We start from the raw sequence: 17,519 nt of genomic DNA on the forward strand, positions 1-17,519 counted from the left end.
ACAATTTGTGATTGTCCCAAAACATCCAGCGCAAAACCTCGCGCCGCTCGGCCGCGGATCGTCCGCCCAGTTTGCCGGTCTTTGAACTGACGTAGTCCTGGATGACCGCCGACTGCGACAGCACCGTATCGCCATCGACCAATACGGGCACCTCGCCCATTTCGTTGATCGCCTGATATTCAGGGGTGCGCGCTTCGCCGTTGAAAAAATCTACCCAAATCGGTTCCCATTCCATCTCGGCCAAAGACAGCGTTAATGCCACCTTGTAAGAGCTGCCCGATTCGCCAAAGCAGTATAGTTTTGCGGTCATGGTGCCAGCCTTTCAAAGGGGCCGCCCGATGGCAGCGGGGAATTTGAGTATTTGGGCCAAAAAAAAGCCCAAACATAAGACATTCTTAACCTTAACAAGTCAGCATCGAAGGTGCGGTACAGGCTGGAGAGCCGATGACCGTCCAAAGAAAAGCCATCCCGGCCCGTTGTGGAGCGCCCACTTAAGCCCGACCGGGGCAGGGGCCGGGATGCGCCGTTGGCTTTTTTTTTGGTCTAAATACTCCTGCATCGATTGGCCCCCCCCCAGTTCACGCTTTTCTGTCGCCCAATTCCGCCTGAAATAACCGGAGCCTATGGGCAAGGTTCTCTTGGTCGGTGACAGAGCCAAAATTTTCGAACAGGAAGGTCAGCGCCTCGTCAGTCGATATTTTGGCGTCGGCGGCGAAGCGCTGCAACATGCGGTAGGCGTCGTTTGTCAGGGCTACGGGAAATCGACGGGTCAGGCGCAGGCGTTTGGGCATGTGGGTCTCCTTTTGGCGATCAAGGTGGAAACGGTCTTTCCACCTTGATCGGTGCAAAGCCTAGAACTGATCTGCGGAAAGGGCCATGACCGGCGCCGCGCCCGAGATGATCCGCGCCAGATGGGTCGCGGTCATTGGCAGCTGTCGTGCCATATAGTAGCGACCCGTGGCGATCTTGGTTTCGTAAAAGGCCTTGTCCGTGGTCCCGCCTTGCAACGCCGCATCGGCGGCCCTGGCCATGCGTGCCCACATTAGCCCCAGGCAGACATGGCCGAAAAGATGCATGAAGTCATAAGATCCAGACAGTGCCGCGTTGGGGTTTTTCATACCCTTTTCCATAAAGAACATGCCCGCTGCCTGAAGGTCTTTTGATGCCGCTTTCAGCGGGTCGAGGAAACTCTCTTTCAAGGCCTCGTTGCCCTCGTTCTCCTTGAGGAAGGTCTTGACCATATCAAAGAAGGCCATCACATGTTTGCCGCCGTCCTGCGCCAGTTTGCGGCCGACAAGATCCAGCGCCTGAATGCCGTTGGCGCCCTCATAGATCATCGTGATCCGGGCATCGCGCACGAACTGCGACATACCCGACTCTTCAATGTAACCGTGGCCGCCGTAGACCTGCTGGGCGTTTACAGCGGTTTCAAAGCCTTTATCCGTCAGGAAGCCTTTCAGCACGGGGGTCAGCAGGCTGATCAGCCCTTCGGCATCGGCGTCATTGGCGCGATGGCTGCGGTCGATCAGATGCGCGCCCCATAAGGTGAAGGCGCGGGCGCCCTCCAAAAAGGATTTCTGATCCATCAGGGTGCGGCGGATATCGGGATGCACGATCAGCGGATCGGCCGGGCCCGACGGGTTTTCAGCCCCGGTCACGGCGCGGCCTTGAAGCCGCTCTTTGGCGTAGGCGACCGCGTTTTGATAGGCGCCGACCGCTACCGCGTAGCCTTGCAGACCGACACCCAGGCGGGCCTCGTTCATCATGGTGAACATGGCGCGCATGCCTTTGTGTAGATCGCCCAGAAGGTAGCCCGTCGCGCCATCATAGTTCATCACGCAGGTGGCATTGCCGTGGATGCCCATTTTCTCTTCGATATGGCCGACGGTCACGGCGTTGCGCGCGCCCAAGGTGCCGTCTTCCTTTACCAGAACCTTCGGCACGATGAATAGTGAAATGCCTTTGGTGCCTTCGCCGCCGCCGGGGGCCTTGGCCAGCACCAGATGGATGATGTTTTCGGCCAGATCATGGTCGCCAGCCGAGATGAATATCTTTTGTCCGGTGATCTTGTAGCTGCCATCATCCTGCGGTTCGGCCTTGGTGCGCAGCATGCCAAGGTCGGTGCCGGCGTGGGGTTCTGTCAGGTTCATCGTGCCGGTCCAGTCGCAGCTGACCATCTTTGGCAGATAGGTGCGTTTCTGGTCCTCGGTGCCATGCACATGGATCGCCGAGTAGGCACCATGGGTCAGGCCCTGATACATGTTGAACGCCATGTTGGCCGAGACGAACATCTCGCCTACGGCGGTGCCCATGACGTAGGGCATGCCCTGACCGCCATATTCGGGGTCAAGATCAAGGGCGGTCCAACCGCCTTCTTTCATCGCCGCAAAGGCGGTATCAAAGCCTTCTGGCGTATGCACGACGCCGTTTTCCAGCACGCAGCCCTTGGTGTCGCCTACGGCGTTCAGGGGGGCCAGCACTTCTGATGCCACTTTGCCTGCCGCCTCCAGGACGGCTTCGGTAAAGTCGCGCTCCAGTTCCTCATAGCCCGGAAGACCGGTTTCGGTGACTTTCAAAACCTCGTGCAGAACAAACTGCATGTCCTTGGTGGGGGCGGTATAGCTGGTCATCTCTTTCTCCCTATCAACAGGCGGTCAGGTGGCGGGCGCGGCTTTTTCGGCGTTGGCAAGCTCTTTTTCGCCCCAGGCAATCTGGTCGCTCAGCTCGGCAATTGCCTGACCAAGCTCTTCGTGCTGGCGGGTCATTTCAGCCAGGCGTTCGTGGGCAACAACCAGCGTCTTGGCCAATTGTGTGTGCTGCTGGTCGCCCATCGCATAAAGATCCAGAAGCTGGCGAATATCCTCAAGGCTGAAACCAAAACGCTTGCCACGCAGGATCAGTTTCAATCGGCCACGGTCACGCCGGGTAAACAGGCGCTTTTGCCCCTCGCGAATTGGAAACAGCAGCTCCTTTGACTCGTAAAAGCGAAGCGTGCGGGGCGTTACGTCGAATGCATCGCACATTTCGCGGATTGTCATCACATCATCATCACTCATGCCTTTGCCCCTCGGGTGTGTGTCGTAACGTCACCCTAACGCAAATCGGATCTCTTTGGGCAGCTTACAAGCGAAGTTGACGTGCGCGTCACTATAACGTGACGTCACTAACGGCGATGACGTAATGTCAGGAAAGATTGACGCTGCGTTACGCAACAATGTGACGCGAGGGAAGCGCCATCAACCCTTGAGCGAGGCGGCGGTTTCATCGCGCAGGCTGCGCAGATCAGCGATGGTTACGTCCAGATCGCTGCGCTGTTTTTCCAGCACGTCCAGTTGGCGGTCGGCCAGTTCGATCCAGACGTTGTATTGTTCGTGCGTGCCCTTTTCGCTGTAAAGCAGCAGCCATTGCCGCACCTCTTCCAGCGAAAACCCAAAGCGACGCCCCCGCATGATCAGCGTCATCCGGGCCTGTTCGCGCGGCCCATACCAGCGGGTGCGACCTTCCTTTTGGGGGTGCAACAGCTCGATATATTCGTAATAGCGTAGGGTTCGCGGCGTCACATCGAACCGCGCGCACATTTCCTTGAAGCTCAACTGATCGGCCATCGGTGCCTCCATGCCGGGGCACGCTAGCGCGTTGGCGCGGGCGACTCAACCTTGAACGTACGCGGTATGGTGTCTTATCGCGGTCCGAGGGAATGATGGGGCGACGCGACGATACCCCTTGCAGCAGCCCGATCAAGACGGAATAGTCACCCCAACCGCCAGGAGAAGCCGATGAGCGAACATAGCGACAGCCCTGACTGCACCGATGCCCAAGCCCGTTTTGCGCGCCAGTTCATCGAGGCGATTCCCCATTCCCGCGCATTGGGGATGCAGTTGGACATGATCGGCAACGGCACTTCGGTCATTTCGATGCCCTATGATCTGCGGCTGGTGGGGGATCCGCGAACCGGGGTAATTCACGGCGGCGCGGTTTCTGCGCTGATGGATACCTGTTGCGGTGCCGCCGTGATGAGCCACCCCGAGGCGCCCGCCGGCACTGCCACCATTGATCTGCGCATCGACTATATGCGCGCAGCCACCCCGGGCCAGCGGATTACCGCAAAGGCAAGTTGCTATCATGTAACCCGCAGCGTCGCCTTTGTCCGCGCTACGGCCTATGATGACGATGAAACCCATCCTGTCGCCAGCGCTACCGGCGCCTTCACGATCGAGCGTCCGAAAAAAGCCAAGCCATGACCCGCACACCCGAAAAACGCCAACGCCCCGAACCCATGCAGGTGGTCAAGGCCCGCCGCGATGCCGCGTTGAAGGCGCTGCTGTCCGGCGTGCCCTATATTCAGTTTCTGGGTTTTGAACTGGACCGCCGCGGGGATGAGCTGACGGCGATTTTGCCATTTGATGAAAAGCTGATCGGCAATCCGTTGATCCCGGCGCTGCATGGGGGCGTGACGGCCGCATTTTTAGAGGTTGCCGCCATTATCGAGCTAAGCTGGACCTACCTGCGCGAGGATATCGAGGCTGGCCGTATCGACCTTGCTCGTCTGGACCCGCTGCACCTGCCCCGTCTGCCCAAAACGATTGATTTCACCGTGGATTATCTACGTTCGGGCCTGCCGCGCGACGCTTATGCGCGGGCGCGGGTCAATCGGTCAGGTCGGCGTTATGCAAGCGTCCATGTGGAGGCGTGGCAAGATAACCGCGCGCGCCCCTTCGCGCAGGCCACGGGGCATTTTCTGATGCCGCTTGCCATACCTGACGGCGATGGCTGAGCTGACCCACCGCAGGGTTTTGAATATCGCTCTGCCTATTGTCATTTCCAATGCGACCGTGCCGATACTGGGGGCAGTGGATACCGGGGTGGTGGGGCAATTGGGGCAAGCCGCCCCAATAGGCGCGGTCGGGTTGGGCGCGATTATCCTGGCCTCGCTATACTGGGTTTTCGGTTTCCTGCGGATGGGCACCTCGGGGTTGGTTGCGCAGGCCCATGGTGCGGGTGACCGTGGCGAAGTGGCCGCCGGCCTGATGCGCGCTCTTTTGATTGCGATGGTGGCGGGGCTGGGGCTGGTCTTGCTGCAATTTCCGCTGATTTCCGGAGCCCTTCGGCTGGCCCCCGCGTCGGTGGAAGTCGAGGAAATGGCGCGGGCCTATATGGTGATCCGTATTTGGGGGGCGCCTGCCACCATTGCGCTTTTTGCGCTGACAGGCTGGCTTATCGCGTTAGAGCGGACGCGTGTCGTTCTGGTGCTGCAATTGTGGATGAACGGCCTGAATGTCGCGTTGGATCTGTGGTTCGTGCTTGGCCTTGGCTGGGGTGTCGAAGGGGTTGCGGTAGCCACGCTTCTTGCCGAATGGAGCGGCCTTGCCCTTGGCCTTTGGTTGGCACGCAGTGCCTTTCTTGACGGCTATTGGCGGGATGCGGCCCGTATCTTTGACCGCGTTCGCCTGATGCGGATGGCGCGGGTCAATACGGATATCATGGTGCGGTCGGTTCTTTTGCAGGGAAGCTTTGCCACGTTCCTGTTTTTGGCGGCGGGGCAGGGGGATGTCACCTTGGCAGCCAATCAGGTTTTGTTGCAGTTTCTGGAAATTACCGCTTATGCGCTGGACGGTTTTGCCTTTGCTGCCGAGGCGTTGGTTGGTCAGGCGGTAGGGGCGCGCCTGCTTGCCGCTGTTCGACGCGCTTCGGTGCTGGCTGCGCAGTGGGGCGTTGGATGCGCCGTTCTTTTGGGCTTGGGCTTTTGGCTTGTGGGCCCTGCTGTCATTGATCTGATGACGACATCTTCTGAGGTGCGCGGCACCGCCCGCGCCTATCTGCCGTGGATAGTGGCGATGCCGCTGATTGGCATCGCCGGGTGGATGTTTGACGGAATTTTCATTGGCGCCACGCTGACGCGGGAAATGCTGCGCGCGATGGTGCTGTCAGTGGCCATATATGGGGCCGCTTTGGTGCTGTTGGTGCCGGTTTTCGGCAACCACGGCCTATGGGCAGCGCTGATCGTGCTGAACGCTACCCGGGGTGTCGTCATGGCGGCCCTATACCCGCGCGCCGAAGCCAAGGCCGCCAGTTGACCTTGCCGGGGCAATGCCCCGGGAGCCCCAAATCGCGCAACCACCGGCGCCTTGCGGATAAGGTCAGTTGCGTGACGGGCGCGACCGCACCATCCCCATGATCTCATAGGTTCGCTCCAGGTTCGGGCGGGCGATTGCATCGGCCCGTTCGGCACCTTCGCCCAGGATCCGGTCAATTTCTGCCGGGTCGGCCATCAGGCGCGTCATCTCGGACGAGATTGGCTCCAGCCGGGCCACCGCCAGATCGGCCAGTGCCGGTTTGAACGCGCCAAAACCCTGCCCGGCAAAGCGGCTGACCACCTGCTGCGCGGTTTCGCCGGACAGGGCGGCATAGATATTGACCAGATTGCGGGCCTCGGGGCGGTCTTTCAGCCCCTCCAGATCCTCGGGTAGCGGCTCGGCGTCGGTGCGGGCCTTGCGAATTTTGCCGGCGATCATATCGGCGCTGTCTGTCAGGTTGATGCGGCTGGCGTCCGACGGATCAGATTTCGACATTTTCTTCGAGCCGTCGCGCAGGCTCATCACCCGCGTCGCAGCGCCTTCGATAACGGGGTCGGGGATGGGAAAGAATTCAACCCCATAGTCATGATTGAACTTTGCGGCGATGTCGCGGGTCAGTTCCACATGCTGTTTTTGGTCTTCGCCAACCGGCACCATCGTCGCGTGGTAAAGCAGAATATCTGCCGCCATCAGGGACGGGTAGGCATAAAGCCCCAACGAGACATGTTCACTGTTCTTGCCGGCCTTGTCCTTGAACTGGGTCATCCGGTTCATCCAGCCCAGACGTGCGACGCAGTTCAAAAGCCAGGCCAATTCGGCATGGGCACTGACCTGGCTTTGGTTGAACAGGATGGACCGCGCCGGATCAATTCCCGACGCGATGAACCCTGCCGCGGCCTCACGCGTCTGATGGCGCAGCGCCTGCGGGTCTTGCCAAACGGTGATCGCGTGCAAATCGACAAGGCAGTAGACCGTCTCGATTCCTTCATTCTGCTTTTCGGCAAATCGCTTAAGCGCGCCCAGATAGTTACCCAGCGTCAACCCCCCCGAGGGCTGGATGCCGGAAAAGATGCGAGGTGTGAAGGCGGCGTTGGCGGCGGTCATGGGGCAGGCTCCTGAAAACAAGGGCGGGCTGGAAAAACCCGGCGCGCTGCCTTATCGCTTTGGGCGGGGCCAGCGTCAACCAAGCGTGTGGCCCGCGACCCTGGGGAGAATGCGATGCGCGATGGTTACGACACATCACCGATCAATCCGCTGCCACCGGTAGTTTGGGCGCTGGCCCTGCCGGTTGTGGCAATGGAAGTGGTGTTGGGGCTGGGTCAAAGTGGGCTGGCGGGCGGCGCGTTGGCAGTAGGCTGGCGGTTGGATGCCTTGCAGCGGTTTTCCTTTGCACCCGGCATCTTGCGCGCGATGATCGAGGCGGGGCAGTTTCCCGCATCACAAATGGTTCGGTTCGTGACCTACCCGTTCGTGCATATGAGCTTTACCCACGCGCTGCTGGTTCTCGTGTTTATTCTGGCGCTGGGCAAGATGGTGGGCGAGGTGTTTCGCGGCTGGGCGGTTCTGACGGTATTTTTTGGCTCGGCAATCGTCGGGGCGTTGGCTTATACGGCGGTGCCGGGCATGTCACAGCCGCTGATCGGCGGGTATCCTGCGGTTTACGGGCTGGTGGGGGCGTTCACATGGATCTTGTGGACACGGCTTGGCATGGTCAACGCCAACCGCGCCCGCGCCTTTACGCTTATCGGGTTCTTGCTGGGCATCCAGTTGGTGTTTGGTCTGCTTTTCGGCGGTCAGCCCTACTGGATCGCGGAACTGTCGGGTTTTGTGACCGGGTTTGCCCTGTCGTTCATTGTGGCACCGGGCGGCTGGGGCAAGGCGGTCGAGCGGTTGCGGCGGCGGTGAAACATCAGCCGCGCGGCGCGCGTTTCAGCGCCGCGCGGAAATCTGTCAGGCGAAAGGCCCCGATCAGCGTTCCAAGGCCGAAATAGCTGACAATCCCCACCGCGACCAGAATCGACAGCGCCAGATAGCGCGCGCCGCCATCGGCCAGCATCGGTGCCAATATTCTGGCCACCACCGCCAGACACAGGCCCATTCCCAGTGCCGCCAGCACGATACGCCAGACGCGGGCGCGGAACCGCGCGTCTGTGCGCACCGCATCGCCCATGGCGCGCGTACCCCACCAAAGCTGCGCGACCATTGCCCAGGCCGCCAGCGTCGTGGCAAGTGCCGCCGCCAGATACCCCAGCACCGGCATCAGACCCAGCGCCAGCCCGGCATTGACCAACATGGAGACGACCGCGAAATAAAAGGGGCGGCGGGTGTCTTCGCGCGCGTAATAAAGCGGTTGCAAGACCTTGTGTAGCACAAAGGCGGGCAGGCCCACCCCATAAGCCGCCAGCGCCCAGGCGGTATTGATACTGTCGGCCTTGTCAAAGGCGCCGCGCTCAAACAGTACACTGACCAGCGGATAGGCGATCACCACCAGCGCAACAGCCGCAGGCACCGTCAGCATCAGTGCAAACTCTGCCCCCCGGTTAAAGCTGGCGCGGCCGCCCTCGGTATCGCCGGCACGCAGGCGGCGCGACAGATCGGGCAGCAGCACCACGCCAATGGCGATCCCCACCACCCCCAGCGGCAGTTGATAAAGCCGGTCGGCGTATGACAGCCACGCCACGGCGCCATCGGTAAAACTGGCAACTTGCCGCCCGACGATCAGGTTGATCTGCACTACCCCGCCGGCCAGCATCGCGGGGGCGGCGATCACTGCCAGCCGCCGCAGATCCGGGGTCAGGCGGGGCCATTCAAACCGCAGCCGATACCCGGCGCGGCGCACCGCGACCCAGGTGAACCACAGCTGCGCCACCCCCGAAACCGGCACCGTCCAGGCCAGCGTCATCCCCATCGGCCAGCCAAGATGATCGGCCAGCAACATCGCCACGATAAAGAGCGCGTTCATCAGGATCGGCACCGCCGCCGTGGCCACGAACCGCCCCGCCGCATTCAGCATCCCCGACAGCAGCGCCGTCAGGGAAATGAACAGGATATAGGGAAAGGTGATATTGCCGAAAATTACCGCCAACCCGAAACGCTCGTCCCCACGAAAGCCCGAGGCCATGGCCAGCACCAAAAGCGGCATCGCCAGCATGCCCACCATGGTGAAAACCAGTAAAACCCCGGCCATGCCCCAATAGGCATCGCGGGCAAAGCCCTGCGCGTCTTCGCCCCCTTCCAGCTTTTTCGAGAACATCGGCACGAAGGCCATGTTGAACGCGCCCTCGGCAAAAAAGCGGCGAAACATATTGGGTAGCGAAAACGCGATCAAAAACGCCTCGGCCACCGGGCCTGCGCCCAGATAGGCGGCCATCATCACATCGCGGATGAACCCGACCAGGCGGCTGCCCAAGGTCCAGCCGCCGACCGTCACAAAGCCCTTTACCAGCCGGATATGTGACATCAGCCGCGCGCCCTTTCGGCGCCTTCGGCAATCGCTTGGCGCAGCTTTTTTTCCAGCGCTTCCTGCTTTTGCTTTGAATGCAGCTTCAACCCGAACATGTCCTTGACATAAAACGCATCCACCACCTGCGCGCCAAAAGTGGCAATCACCGCGCTGGCAATGTAAATGCTGTTATTGGCAAGTGTGCGCGTCAGGTCATATAGCAGGCCGGGCCGGTCGCGGGTGTCGACCTCGATGATGGTGTAGATTTCGGAGCCTTCGTTGTCGATACTGATATGGGTCGGAAAGCGGAACTGGCTTTCGCGCTTTTTCACCTTGTCGCGGGTCTTCAGGGCTTCGCGGGCAACAACCTCGCCGTTCAGCGTTTTTTTGATCATGCCGCGCAGGCGGGGCAGACGATCAACCTCATAGGGGCGCCCCTCGCTGTCCTGAACCCAGAACACGGCGGTCGCGTAGCCGTCTTTTGAGGTATAGGTGCGCGCGTCAACGACATTGGCGCCGACCAGTGTCAACGCCCCCGCCAACCGCGAAAAGATGCCCGGATGATCGGCCAGGGCAAAGGTGGCGCGGGTGGCGTCATGGTCGGGGTCGGGGTGCAGGTCAATGCGGATCTCATTTTCGCCCAGACCCTTCAGCAGCCGGGCAAAGACCACTTGCGTCGCGGTGGACAACCCTTGCCAGTAGGGGGCGTAATGGCGCGACAGTTCGGTGCGGACGTCTTTTTGATCCCAGTCCGTCAAGGCTTCGCGTACCGCGCGTTTGGCCGCATCTTCGCGTTGGCTGCGGTTGACGGCCTCAAGCCCGGTTTCCAGCGCGGCGGCGGTTTCCTGATGCAGGCGGCGGATCAACATTGCCTTCCAGTTGTTCCATGTGCCGGGGCCAACGCCGCGGATGTCGCAAACGGTCAGCACCGTCAGCAGATCCAGCCGCCGCTTGGTTTTTACCACCTTGGCAAAATCGCGGATCGTGCGCGGGTCTGCCAGATCGCGTTTCTGCGCCATGTCCGACATCAGCAGATGATAGCGCACCAGCCATTCGACGGTTCCGCATTCTTCACTGTTCAGGCCCAGGCGGGGTGCCACCTTTCGGGCAATCTGCGCCCCCAGAATGGAATGATCTTCGGGGCGGCCCTTGCCGATGTCATGCAACAAGAGCGCGATGTAGATGACCTTTCGATTGATCCCGTTCTTGAGAATTTCCGTGGTCAGCGGCAACTTTTCGATCAGCTCGCCGCGCTCGATCTGGGCCAGTGTCGAGATGCACTGGATGGTGTGTTCGTCCACGGTGTAGTGGTGATAGACGTTGAACTGCATCATCGCCACGATCGGCTCGAATTCGGGGATGAAGGCGGCCAGAACGCCCAGCTCGTTCATCCGGCGCAGGGCGCGTTCGGGGTTGCCGTGTTTCAGCAACAGATCCAGAAACATTCGGACAGCTTCGCGGTTTTCACGCACCGTATCGTCAATAAGATCCAGGTTCGCCGTAACAATACGCATCGCCTCGGGGTGGATCAGCATCCCTGTGCGAAGCGCCTCTTCAAAGATGCGCAGCAGGTTCAGCGGGTCTTTCAAAAATGCCTTCTGATCGACGATTTGAAGCCGGTTCCCCTCATCTCGAAAGCCGGGTTTCAGTTTTCGACGGCGGCGAAAGATACGTTCCAGCATCGGCTGGCGCTTGACGTGGCGAGCCTCTAGCGAGGTCAGAAAGACCCTTGTCAGTTCGCCCACCCGGGTGGCATGGCGAAAATAGTCTTGCATGAAGACCTCAACCGCGCGGCGGCCCGCAGTGTCTTGATACCCCATGCGCTGTGCGACCTCGACCTGCATATCGAAAGTCAACCGATCATTGGCGCGTTTGGAAATCAGGTGCAAATGGCAGCGCACCGCCCAAAGGAAGTCTTCGGCCAGTGCAAAGTTCTGGTATTCTTCGGCAGAGAACACCCCAAGACCGACCAATTCGGCGGCGCGGTCTACCTGATGGATATACTTTGAGATCCAATAGAGCGTCTGCAGATCGCGCAGCCCGCCCTTGCCTTCCTTTACGTTGGGTTCCAGCACATAGCGCTGGCCGCCCTGGCGTTCGTGGCGGGTGTCACGTTCAATCAGCTTGGCCTCGATAAACTCGGGGCCGGTGCCGCGAAACAGATCCTGGCGAAGCCGTTCGCGCAGCTCGTCGGCCAAAGGGGCGTCGCCAGCAACAAAACGATGTTCCAAAAGCGCGGTGCGGATGGTGTAATCTTCCCGGCCAAGGCGCAGGCAATCGGCCACGGTGCGTGACGAATGGCCGACTTTCAGTTTCAGATCCCACAGCATGTAAAGCATGCTTTCGATCACGCTTTCCGCCCAGGGGGTTATTTTCCAAGGGGTCAGGAACAATAGGTCCATGTCAGAATACGGCGCCATTTCCGCGCGGCCATAGCCCCCCACCGCGACCACGGCCAGCCGTTCGACATCGCTGGGGTTGGGCAGGCGGTGCAAGAACCGGGTGGCCACATCCATGACGGTCGTGACAGTGGCATCCGCAAGCGCGGAATAGGCACGCACCACCTCGCGCGCGGCGCGGGGGTGTGTGGCAAAATGTGCCTCGATCGTGTTGGTTGCGGTCTGGCGGGCCTCGGCCAACAGCCGCACGGCGGTGGCACGAATGTCGCGGTGATCCGAGATCCCGGAAAGCGCGGCCTCCACCTCGGCGCCAAAGGCGGTCAGATCAAACACCGGCCCCGCCCCCGAAGGGGTGGGACCAAGGGGGAACGCAGCCTCTGGGGCGGGTTTTCTAATGGGCACGATGGCTCTGTCTCGGGCGGGGCGGGTCAGAACCCGGCGCCGCCAAAGTTACGGGGGGCGGCGTCAATCACAACGGCCTGACCGTTGCGAATTTCGGCCACGGCAAGGCCGCGTTCGTTTGTGCCGTCAGCGCGCAACCGGAAAATGCCGTTCACACCCACAAAACCCGCGCCTTGGGTCAGGGCGCCACGGGTCAGCGCGTCAGACTTGCCGGCGCGCACCAAGGCGCCAATGGCGGCAATTCCATCGTAGGCCAGCCCCGAAATCGGGTGCGGCGGCTCGCCAAAGGCGGCCTGATAGCGCGACTGGAACTGCTTGTTCAGGTTAGGGTCCGGCATCGCAAACCAGCCCCCTTGAACCCCCGGAAGCGACAGCGTCGCAGGCGGAATATCCCAACGCGTCAGGCCCAGGAACTTGACCGTATCGGGGTTGACGCCCTGTTCCGGCAACATCTGCGCCAAGAGGGGCAGCGCGCCTGCCGTGTCTGCAGTCAAGAACAGCGCATCCACATCGCCGCCTTTCGCCCTTGCGGCGATGGCCGGGATCGCGTTCACCACCCCTTGCTGCGAGAACGGGAACGAGGCTTTGCCAACCATTGAGGCGCCTGACCGTGCAATCGCGCGCTCAATCGCGCGGGCACCGGCGTCGCCGGCGGTGGTCTGTTCATGCACGACCATGATCCGGCGCTTGCCCTTTGCCGCAGCATAGTTGACTAAGCGATTGGCTGTGTTGGGAAAACTTGGCCCCAGAACAAAGACGTTGCCACCGGCAATATCGGTGTTGTTTGAAAACGACAGCACGTTCACCCCACGCGATGCCACGGCAAGACCCGCCGCGTTGGCGGCCTCGGCAAAGACCGGGCCCAGAATGATCTTGGCGCCCTCATCCACCGCTTGCGAGGCGGTTTGTGCGGCTTGGGCTGGATTGCCACCAGTGTTATAAACACGCAGATCAATCTTTACGCCGCGAAGATCCGATATGGCCAGCTCTGCCGCCTGCCGCAGTGACCGCGCCAGAACCTCATCGCCCGAATTGCCCGACCCAGCCGGAACAAGCAGCGCGACCGGCACCGCCGCGCCAGTGTTGATCGAGGGACCAGCGTTGCCACCAATGCCCGAAACGGGCTCGCAGGCAGCCAACCAGACCGCAGACAGTATTGCGGTGATTCTCAGCAAAGGCTTGCGGGGATTACGCAAAAGGGAAATCATGGTGCGGTCCTTGGATCAGGAATACATGGGGGACAATCTAGGATAAACCCTAAGCGGTCCATGGCGCGAAGTAAACTTTGCAACCGATATGAGGCGAATAGAAATGACAGACGAACGACGTCCGGGCGGAACTTTGCCGGGCACGCTGGCACCGGGGCTGCATTTCATCGCAACGCCGATTGGCGCCGCACGCGATATCACGCTGCGGGCATTGGATATCCTGGCGACCGCCGACGTGCTTGCCGCCGAAGATACGCGCACCCTGCGCCACCTGATGGAGATCCATGGCGTGCCGCTGAACGGCCGCCGTGTGGTGGCCTATCACGACCACAACGGCGAGGCACAGCGCCCCTATCTGATGCGTCAACTGGCCGAGGGTAAAAGCCTGGCCTACGCATCAGAGGCCGGCACGCCGCTGGTGGCGGACCCCGGCTATCAACTGGGTCGCGCCGCTATCGAAGCCGGCGTTGCGGTCTATGCCGCCCCCGGTCCTTCGGCCGTGCTGGCGGCGCTGACGGTTTCCGGGCTACCTTCGGATCGTTTTCTGTTTGCCGGATTCCCGCCCAACACGAAATCAGCACGCCGAAAATGGTTGACCGAATTGGCAAAGATACCCGCGACGCTGATATTTTATGAATCACCCAAACGCGTTGGGGAAATGTTAGGGGATTTGGTGTCAGAGTTGGGAGGAGAGCGACAGGCGGCTGTGTGCCGCGAACTGACCAAACGATTCGAGGAGATACGCAGGGGAACCCTGGCCGATCTTGCCGCGGGTTATGAAGGGCAACCGGTCAAGGGTGAAATAGTCGTGGTTGTTGACCGCGCGCATAGCCGACGGGCCAGCCCCGAGGATGTGGCTGCGGCGTTGAAGGAGCGTTTGGGCCGAATGAGTGTAAAGGATGCGGCTAGCGAGGTTGCCGAGGCGCTGGGATTGCCGCGGCGCGAGGTGTATCAGGCCGCCTTGGCGATGGAGAAAGATGGATGAGTGGTGCAGTATCTTACCATGGTGGCTTGGCGGCAGAAGCGCAGGTCGCAGCGCATTACCAGCGTTCAGGTAAATGCATTGCCGCGCGGCGCTGGCGCGGCACAGGTGGCGAGATCGACCTTGTCGCGCGTGATGGGGACGCGGTGGTTTTTATTGAGGTAAAAAAATCGACAAGCCATGCACGGGCGGTAGAGCGACTATCACGACGGCAAATGGATCGTATCTACGCCTCAGCCGGCGAATTCATTGCGGGTGAACCCGCTGGGCAAATGACGGAAGTTCGATTCGACGTGGCATTGGTTGATTCGGTCGGGCGGATCGAGATTCTGGAAAATGCGTTTGGTTTCGACTGATGCCGATATTACGACGGTGATTGCATCGCCCCACCGGCTGGGTCATTTAAAGGACAGCAAAGGGGGTGGCGCATGGCTTTGAAGGTTGCGATCCAGATGGATCCGATTGGCGCGGTCAATATTGACGCCGACAGTACCTTCCGCATTGCGGAAGAGGCGCAGGCGCGTGGGCATAGTTTATTTTACTATACGCCCGACAAGCTTTCTTACCGTGAGGGGCGGATTCTGGCGCGTGGCTGGCCGCTGACGGTGCGGCGTGAAGGCGGGAATCATTTCACGTTGGGAAATGAGGTCGAGGTGGATCTTGCCGAATGGGATGTGGTTTGGCTTCGTCAGGACCCGCCTTTTGACATGGGCTACATCACCACGACGCACCTTCTGGACCGGATTCATCCTGCGGTGCTGGTGGTCAACGATCCGTTTTGGGTACGCAATTCGCCCGAAAAGCTGTTGGTGCTCGACTTTCCTGACCTGACTCCGCCCACCTTGGTTGCGCGCGATCTGGAAACGATTCGGGCGTTCAAGGCGAAGCATGGCGATATCATCCTGAAGCCACTTTACGGCAATGGCGGGGCCGGGGTGTTCCGGCTGGATCCGAATGACCGCAATCTTGCGTCGCTGCACGAACTGTTTGTCAGCCTTAGCCGCGAGCCGTTGATTGCGCAAAAGTTCATTCCCGACGTCTCAAAAGGCGATAAGAGAATCATTTTGGTCAACGGCGAACCCGTTGGAGCGATCAACCGGGTTCCGGCGCCGGGCGAGACGCGGTCAAACATGCATGTCGGGGGGCGCCCCGAGAAAGTTGGCCTGACGGCGCGTGATCGCGAAATCTGCGCCATTATCGGCCCGGTCTTGCGCGAAAAGGGGCAGGTTTTCGTTGGTATTGATGTGATTGGTGACTGGCTGACCGAAATCAACGTGACCTCTCCCACAGGCATTCTGGAGCTGGAGCGGTTCGACGGTGTAAATATTGCCGCGAAGATATGGCAGGTTATCGAGGAAAAGCGCGCCGTCTGAGGGGGGTAGGCCGCGCCACTATTGCCCGACGCGAAGCGACAGGCGAAAGCTGACTGCCTCGGCAATATGCGGGGCGGCGACGCGGTCAGCCGCGTCCAGATCCGCGATTGTGCGCGCGACCCGCAAGACCCGGTGATAGCCCCGGGCGGTTAGCCCGAAGCGATCAGCGACCCGCGCCAACAGCGCGCGACCTTCGGTGTCGGGGGCGGCTATATTTTCAAGCAGGGCGCCCTCGGCTTCGGCGTTTACCCGGATGTTCGCATGGCCTTCAAATCGGGCCAGTTGGCGGTCGCGGGCTGCAATCACCCTTTTGGCGATAACGGCTGTTGACTCGCCAGTGGCGGGCAGGTCCAAGTCAGAATAGGCAACCGCCGGCACCTCAATACGCAAATCGAAACGGTCCATGAGCGGCCCAGAGATCTTGCCAAGGTAATCCTCGCCACAATTCGGCACTCGTGCACAGGCGCGGGACGGATCCGATAGGTAACCGCATTTGCAAGGGTTTGCCGCAGCTACCAAAAGAAATCGGCAGGGGTAGCGGATATGAGCATTGGCGCGTGCCACGACCACTTCTCCGGTTTCAATCGGTTGACGCAGGGTTTCCAGCACCGCGCGGGAAAATTCGGGAAATTCATCCATGAACAGCACACCATTGTGCGCAAGGCTGATTTCGCCGGGTTTTGCGCCGCGCCCGCCCCCTACGATAGCGGCCATCGAGGCGGTATGATGCGGTTCGCGAAAGGGGCGCGCACGCGATATTCCCCCTTCGGACAGCAATCCCGACAGGGAGTGTATCATAGAGGTTTCCAGGGCTTCCGCTGCCGATAAAGGCGGCAAAATGCCTGGAATTCGTGCTGCCAGCATTGATTTTCCAGACCCCGGTGGCCCGACCATCAGTAAATGGTGCCGCCCCGCGGCTGCAATCTCCAGTGCGCGTTTGGCCCTTTCCTGCCCCTTTACATCGCGCAGATCACGAATGGTGCCAGTCTGTGTTACCTCGCCGGGCTCTGCCGGTGTGAGGGGCTGGCGACCAGTGAAATGGCCGATGGTCTCGGCCAGCGTGGACGGGGCAAAGACCGCGGTTGCGCCAACCCATGCAGCCTCGGCGCCACAAGCGCGAGGGCAGATCAAGGCGCGTTCCTCTGCCGCCGCGGCAAGGGCGGCGGGCAGCGCGCCCACCACGGGTACCAACCGCCCATCCAAAGACAGCTCGCCCAGTGCGACACAGCCTGCGACCGCGTCAGAGGGCAGGATTTCAATAGCGGCAAGCAAGGCAAGGGCGATCGGAAGGTCGAAGTGAGACCCCTCTTTGGGCAGATCCGCAGGCGACAGGTTTACCGTGATTTTCTTTGAGGGCAGGGCGATGGCCAACCCATTCAGCGCCGCGCGGACCCGTTCGCGGGCTTCAGAGACCGCCTTGTCTGGCAACCCGACGATGGCGAAACCCGGCATACCGGGCGCAATGGCGCATTGCACCTCAACCATGCGGGCGTCGACCCCTTCGAAGGCCACCGTATAGGCGCGCGCTACCATGTCCCACCCCTGCTTCAGTCAAGGTTAACGGCTAGGGGGGGAAGGTTTAAGAAGCGTTAATTTGCCATCAAGGCCCGCTGTCACGCGATAAATGAAATTTTGCGTG

At 60.7% G+C, this 17,519-nt stretch carries 17 protein-coding genes; 7 read left to right on the plus strand and 10 right to left on the minus strand.

Annotated features, from left to right (window positions below; translation table 11 throughout):
• From ACM62R_RS10865 to ACM62R_RS10885, 5 genes are all read right to left on the minus strand, one after another.
• A partial coding sequence (locus ACM62R_RS10865) for a glutathione S-transferase N-terminal domain-containing protein (protein ID WP_415184077.1) occupies positions 1 to 310 on the minus strand: 310 nt, incomplete at its 3' end.
• A gap of 268 nt (positions 311 to 578) precedes the next feature.
• Positions 579 to 791, minus strand: coding sequence for a hypothetical protein (locus tag ACM62R_RS10870; protein WP_415184078.1), 213 nt, complete (start codon positions 789 to 791; stop codon positions 579 to 581).
• A 60-nt stretch (positions 792 to 851) separates the two neighbouring features.
• On the minus strand, positions 852 to 2,630 hold the full coding sequence (locus tag ACM62R_RS10875; RefSeq protein WP_415184079.1) for an acyl-CoA dehydrogenase C-terminal domain-containing protein: 1,779 nt from the start codon (positions 2,628 to 2,630) through the stop codon (positions 852 to 854).
• A 24-nt stretch (positions 2,631 to 2,654) separates the two neighbouring features.
• Positions 2,655 to 3,056, minus strand: a complete 402-nt coding sequence (locus ACM62R_RS10880; protein ID WP_415184080.1) for a MerR family transcriptional regulator — start codon at positions 3,054 to 3,056, stop codon at positions 2,655 to 2,657.
• Between the two features lie 180 nt (positions 3,057 to 3,236).
• On the minus strand, positions 3,237 to 3,605 hold the full coding sequence (locus ACM62R_RS10885) for a MerR family transcriptional regulator (RefSeq protein ID WP_415184081.1): 369 nt from the start codon (positions 3,603 to 3,605) through the stop codon (positions 3,237 to 3,239).
• A gap of 171 nt (positions 3,606 to 3,776) precedes the next feature.
• Between ACM62R_RS10885 and ACM62R_RS10890 the strand changes: the two genes are divergently transcribed.
• From ACM62R_RS10890 to ACM62R_RS10900, 3 genes are read left to right on the plus strand one after another with little or no spacing between them, the layout of a single operon-like run.
• The gene (locus tag ACM62R_RS10890) at positions 3,777 to 4,241 is read left to right on the plus strand and encodes a PaaI family thioesterase (RefSeq protein WP_415184082.1); all 465 of its coding nucleotides are present in this window, start codon (positions 3,777 to 3,779) and stop codon (positions 4,239 to 4,241) included.
• A complete protein-coding gene (locus ACM62R_RS10895; protein WP_415184083.1) occupies positions 4,238 to 4,774 on the plus strand; it encodes a PaaI family thioesterase in 537 nt (178 codons plus the stop codon). The genes ACM62R_RS10890 and ACM62R_RS10895 overlap by 4 nt, the downstream gene beginning before the upstream one ends.
• Complete coding sequence (locus ACM62R_RS10900) at positions 4,767 to 6,074, plus strand: MATE family efflux transporter (protein WP_415184084.1); 1,308 nt, start codon at positions 4,767 to 4,769, stop codon at positions 6,072 to 6,074. The genes ACM62R_RS10895 and ACM62R_RS10900 overlap by 8 nt, the downstream gene beginning before the upstream one ends.
• Positions 6,075 to 6,137: 63 nt before the next feature.
• On the opposite strand, the gene trpS is transcribed toward ACM62R_RS10900, so the two are convergent.
• The gene (gene trpS / locus ACM62R_RS10905; RefSeq protein WP_415184085.1) at positions 6,138 to 7,178 is read right to left on the minus strand and encodes a tryptophan--tRNA ligase; all 1,041 of its coding nucleotides are present in this window, start codon (positions 7,176 to 7,178) and stop codon (positions 6,138 to 6,140) included.
• A gap of 114 nt (positions 7,179 to 7,292) precedes the next feature.
• On the opposite strand from trpS, the gene ACM62R_RS10910 reads away from it, so the two are divergent.
• Positions 7,293 to 7,979: a rhomboid family intramembrane serine protease gene (locus ACM62R_RS10910; protein WP_415184086.1), complete on the plus strand. Its 687-nt coding sequence runs from the start codon at positions 7,293 to 7,295 to the stop codon at positions 7,977 to 7,979.
• A gap of 4 nt (positions 7,980 to 7,983) precedes the next feature.
• Here ACM62R_RS10910 and murJ read toward each other — a convergent pair whose 3' ends face one another.
• From murJ to ACM62R_RS10925, 3 genes are read right to left on the minus strand one after another with little or no spacing between them, the layout of a single operon-like run.
• Entirely contained in the window at positions 7,984 to 9,534 is a 1,551-nt protein-coding gene (gene murJ / locus ACM62R_RS10915; protein WP_415184087.1) for a murein biosynthesis integral membrane protein MurJ, read from the minus strand.
• On the minus strand, positions 9,534 to 12,317 hold the full coding sequence (locus tag ACM62R_RS10920) for a [protein-PII] uridylyltransferase (RefSeq protein WP_415184088.1): 2,784 nt from the start codon (positions 12,315 to 12,317) through the stop codon (positions 9,534 to 9,536). Before ACM62R_RS10920 ends, murJ begins: the two co-directional genes overlap by 1 nt.
• Positions 12,318 to 12,343: 26 nt before the next feature.
• Complete coding sequence (locus ACM62R_RS10925; protein ID WP_415184089.1) at positions 12,344 to 13,525, minus strand: penicillin-binding protein activator; 1,182 nt, start codon at positions 13,523 to 13,525, stop codon at positions 12,344 to 12,346.
• Between the two features lie 103 nt (positions 13,526 to 13,628).
• Here ACM62R_RS10925 and rsmI point away from each other — a divergent pair, with 103 nt between their 5' ends.
• From rsmI to gshB, 3 genes are all read left to right on the plus strand, one after another.
• A complete protein-coding gene (gene rsmI / locus ACM62R_RS10930) occupies positions 13,629 to 14,510 on the plus strand; it encodes a 16S rRNA (cytidine(1402)-2'-O)-methyltransferase (protein WP_415184090.1) in 882 nt (293 codons plus the stop codon).
• Positions 14,507 to 14,863, plus strand: a complete 357-nt coding sequence (locus tag ACM62R_RS10935) for a YraN family protein (protein ID WP_415184091.1) — start codon at positions 14,507 to 14,509, stop codon at positions 14,861 to 14,863. Before rsmI ends, ACM62R_RS10935 begins: the two co-directional genes overlap by 4 nt.
• Positions 14,864 to 14,935: 72 nt before the next feature.
• Complete coding sequence (gene gshB / locus ACM62R_RS10940) at positions 14,936 to 15,880, plus strand: glutathione synthase (protein WP_415184092.1); 945 nt, start codon at positions 14,936 to 14,938, stop codon at positions 15,878 to 15,880.
• Positions 15,881 to 15,898: 18 nt separating this feature from the next.
• On the opposite strand, the gene ACM62R_RS10945 is transcribed toward gshB, so the two are convergent.
• Positions 15,899 to 17,413 carry a YifB family Mg chelatase-like AAA ATPase gene (locus ACM62R_RS10945; protein ID WP_415184093.1) on the minus strand — a complete coding sequence of 505 codons (1,515 nt, stop codon included), beginning with the start codon at positions 17,411 to 17,413 and terminating at the stop codon, positions 15,899 to 15,901.
• Positions 17,414 to 17,519: the final 106 nt, after the last annotated feature.

The sequence above is a fragment of the Phaeovulum sp. genome (assembly GCF_047638075.1).
Classification (GTDB): domain Bacteria; phylum Pseudomonadota; class Alphaproteobacteria; order Rhodobacterales; family Rhodobacteraceae; genus UBA6197.